This is a genomic window from Protofrankia sp. CiP3 (genome assembly GCF_917627345.1).
In the GTDB taxonomy this organism is placed as follows: domain Bacteria; phylum Actinomycetota; class Actinomycetes; order Frankiales; family Frankiaceae; genus Protofrankia.
In genome coordinates this window covers 1-3,521 of the sequence record NZ_CAKJTM010000210.1, presented here as the reverse complement: position 1 = coordinate 3,521, position 3,521 = coordinate 1, and the positions used below count along the sequence as shown (strand labels likewise).

Annotated in this window: 2 protein-coding genes and 1 pseudogene; 1 reads left to right on the top strand and 2 read right to left on the bottom strand. The window is 67.1% G+C overall.

The window, feature by feature from the left end; genetic code table 11:
• Nucleotides 1-137: 137 nt before the first annotated feature.
• Nucleotides 138-450, bottom strand: a pseudogene (locus MJ797_RS26370) (integrase core domain-containing protein); the annotation flags it as partial.
• 1,004 nt (nucleotides 451-1,454) lie between these two features.
• A complete protein-coding gene (locus tag MJ797_RS26365; RefSeq protein ID WP_239342391.1) occupies nucleotides 1,455-2,993 on the bottom strand; it encodes an AMP-binding protein in 1,539 nt (512 codons plus the stop codon).
• Between the two features lie 258 nt (nucleotides 2,994-3,251).
• Here MJ797_RS26365 and MJ797_RS26360 point away from each other — a divergent pair.
• The coding region (locus MJ797_RS26360; RefSeq protein WP_239342389.1) for a helix-turn-helix domain-containing protein at nucleotides 3,252-3,521 on the top strand (270 nt) is incomplete at its 3' end.

Genomic DNA, 3,521 nt, shown 5'->3' with positions numbered 1-3,521 from the left:
TGACCGCTTGATTCCGCCCCTTGGCTGCGTCCACGCCGCTGCGACGGTCGAGGCCGAGGGAAGTCGGCGCTGGCGGGCCTATCTGGTGTTCACCTTGTTGGGTGCCAGAACTCGGCCATCGGGGTTGACCTGCGGTTTTACGCGGCCGGTTCGTAGTCGTTAATCAAGCCGCCGAGGACGGGCCAGCAATTGATCGTTTCCGCCGTGATCGGCGAGCGGATGATCAGGGCGAGGCGGTCGGAGTTCGAGGGCGCGGTGGGGTCGCCGTCCGTTGTAATGCCGTGCGTACTCGGCGAGGACGGCGCGCAGGTGCCGTTCGCCGAAGATCAGCATACGGTCGGTGACCTCGGCCCGGACGGTGCGCACGAACCGTTCCGCGTGGGAGTTCGCTCGGTGGGCTCGCGGTGGGATCTTGACGGCGGTGATGCCTACGTCGGCGAGGACCGCGTCGGAGAAGGCATCAATATGCATCGGAAAGAGAAGTACCGTGACGAGATTCTGATCGTCTGGCGGCAGACACCGACGGCCGCCGACATTCCGGCTCACGCGGCCGAACCAATTCCTCCCGCAGACTTCAGTAATAGGCACCTGCTCGCCACCCGCCCTCCGCCCGGCGCCAATCGCATTCCACGACACCATCAAGGTGAGTGCCGAGGCACGCCAGCGACCAGCGCGGCCGCGCGTTCGCCGGTGCGGCCGGAAGACGGCCTCCGCGGACCACGGGGAGGTGATGGGGCAGTGTTCGGCATGTCCTCAAGGCGGGTTACGTCGTCCAGACGCCAGGTGCGCTTTTCGCCCCGCTGCCCGATCACTCGGTATGTAGGTCACGTCCGCGGTCCAGACCCGGTTCGGCGCGGGCGCGGTGAACCTGCGGCCGACCAGGTCCGGGGGCAGGCGGCCCGCCCCGGGCGTCGCGGGTGAAGCTGACCCGCCGCCGGCGGCGTACCCATTGCAGGCCAGCGCGCGACCCGCCTGCGGCTCACCGGCTCACCGGCAGCGGCCAGATCCGCTCAGATCCGCGGGGCACCGTATGTCCCGCGCGATGCCGCGTGCACTGCGACGATCTTCGTCCTCAACCTGCGGTCTTCACGTTCCCGAACTGATTCACCGCCACGGCGGCGCCAAGCGTAGTAGCCCTCGCACCAGAAACACCGAGCGAGGCGCCCTAATCGCAGACAGTCACAAAACCTTCTGTCCACAGACGAAGGTCAACTTCGGTTTCCCACAGTTCATACTTGGCGCGCGACGAAGCGAGATCTCGTGGGCCTGCTCGGTGAAGGTCTGCTGGCCGGGGTCAGCACTCCGACGAGGAGTCATCCTGTTGCCGGCACACCCGCCAGCAGAAGGCACGACCCTACACCGGGGCCTCCGCGCCTGACGATCCGCGCCGAGCGCGGAGGATGCCGGACCCCGAGGCCCCGCCGAGGCCTCGGGCAGGCGCGGAGGCCGGAGTGTCACGAGGAGGCGTGCCCGGCGCGGGCGCGAAGCAGCTTCTTGTCCGGCTTACCGGCGTCGGTAAGCGGGAATTCCTCGACTAAGGTGATGCATGCCGGCTCGTACATCGTGCCTCGCTCGGCGCGCACCAGGGCGCGCAGCTGCTGCTCATCGACCCCGCTGCCGGGAACGGACACGACGGCGGCGTGCACCTGCTCCATGTCGTCGGCGCCGCGCACGCCGAAGACGGCGCTCTGGAGCACCTGCGGGTGGGAGTTGAGGAGATCCTCAAGCTCGGTGGTGTAGACACGACCGCTCACGACGACGATCATGTCCTTCAGCCGGTCGAGGACGGTGACGTAGCCGTCCTCGTCGAGGAAGCCGATGTCACCGGTGTGCAGCCAGCCGTCGCGCAGGACCTCGGCGGTCAGTTCGGGCTGCTTCCAGTACCCCTCCATTACCATGGCAGAGCGGACGCAGATCTCGCCGTGCCCACCGACCGGCAGGTCGCGGCCGGCCTCGTCGCGGATCGCCACCTGGACTCCGGGCAGGACCTTGCCGGCGGAGCGGAGCCGGTCGGGGCGCTTCGGGTCGTGGTCCTCGGGGGTGAGCAGGCTGATGCCGCCGGCCTCGCTCTGGCTGTAGAATTGGACGAGCACCGGGCCGAAGCGGCGCAGCGCATCGACGATGCGGCCCGGTGACGTCTGGCAGCCGCCGTAGGCCAGCCCCTCGAGGCTGGAGGTGTCGTAGCGGTCGGAGGCCGGGTGGTCCAGCAGCTGGTACAACAGCGGCGGGAGCACGAAGAGCTGGGTGATGCTCTCGCGCTCGATCGCGGCGAGCACCTCTCCAGCATCGAAGTCGTCGAGCAGCACGACGGTGCCGCCGGAGAGAAGCGTGACGTCCGCCATCGTGCCGGCGGCGTGGGCGAGGGTGGTGCACACGAGCTGCCGGGGCGGGGCCTGCCGCGAGCCCAGTTCGCGAGGCATGGCCTCCCGGAGCTGCTGGAAGGTGGCGCAGATTCCCTTGGGGTGACCGGTGGTGCCACCGGTGTGGTGGATGCCGAACACGTCCTGGGGCTGGGCGTCGCCGGCGAACGGCTCCGCAGACTCGTCGGCGGCGAGCGCGAGCAGGTCCGTCCCCGTGGTCGCGGGACCGAGAGCGAGTACGGTCGCGACTGGTGCCCGTTCCGCAACCTCGGCGGCACGGTCGGCGTAGCGGGGGTCGACGATCAGGGCGCGGGTCTCGACGTCGCGGACTATGGCCGCCTGAACGTCGGCCGACAGCTTGTTGTAGAGGTGGTTGACCCGGCAGCCGAGCAGGTTGGCGGCATAGCGCGCGGCAATAGTCTCTGGGAGGTTGCCGCTGAGCAGGGTGACGGTCCGGCTGCGTCCGACGCCCTGCGCGCGGAGGGCGCGGGCCATGCGGTACACGAGGTCACTGAAGGCTCCGGCGGTGACGCGGCGGCGGCCGTGCACCAGAACCTCTCGCTCAGGCCGGGCAGCGAGGACGTTGAGGCTCTCCTCCACGTACGTGCGGAACGCGGGTGCGGCGGCGGGCATCAGCGGATCCTCCTGACACGGCCGCGTTTCGTCCCCGCATGCCGCGCTCGGTGTATCAGTGGTCGGTGGCGTCCGGGGCCTCATGGTACGTCACGCCAGGCATATGGAACTCCCCCACCCAGCATAAATTTGATTGCCCCAGACAACTACTAAGGAGAAATCTAAATACTGGACTTCTTGGCATATTTCCAATATACTGTTGACATGGCCAATGAATCAGGCTCCCGAATCCCGCGGCGAACCCTAGAAGATATCCGAGTGCTGGCGTTGAGTGCATATGACCGTGGCATGGCCGTGGATCAGGTGTGCCATGCGTTTGAAATTGGCCGGTCGACATTCTTTGGATGGCTCAAGATCCGACGTGAAGGGGGGCAGGAAGCACTCAAGGTGAAGCAGTCACCTGGCCCCCAACCAAAGCTGACCAAGGAGCAGATTGATATTCTTTTGCGGCTCATCGTGGGCAATGACCCGCGGCAGTTGCAGTTCGACTTTGCTCTCTGGACGCGCGACATGATTGAGCCTTTTCAA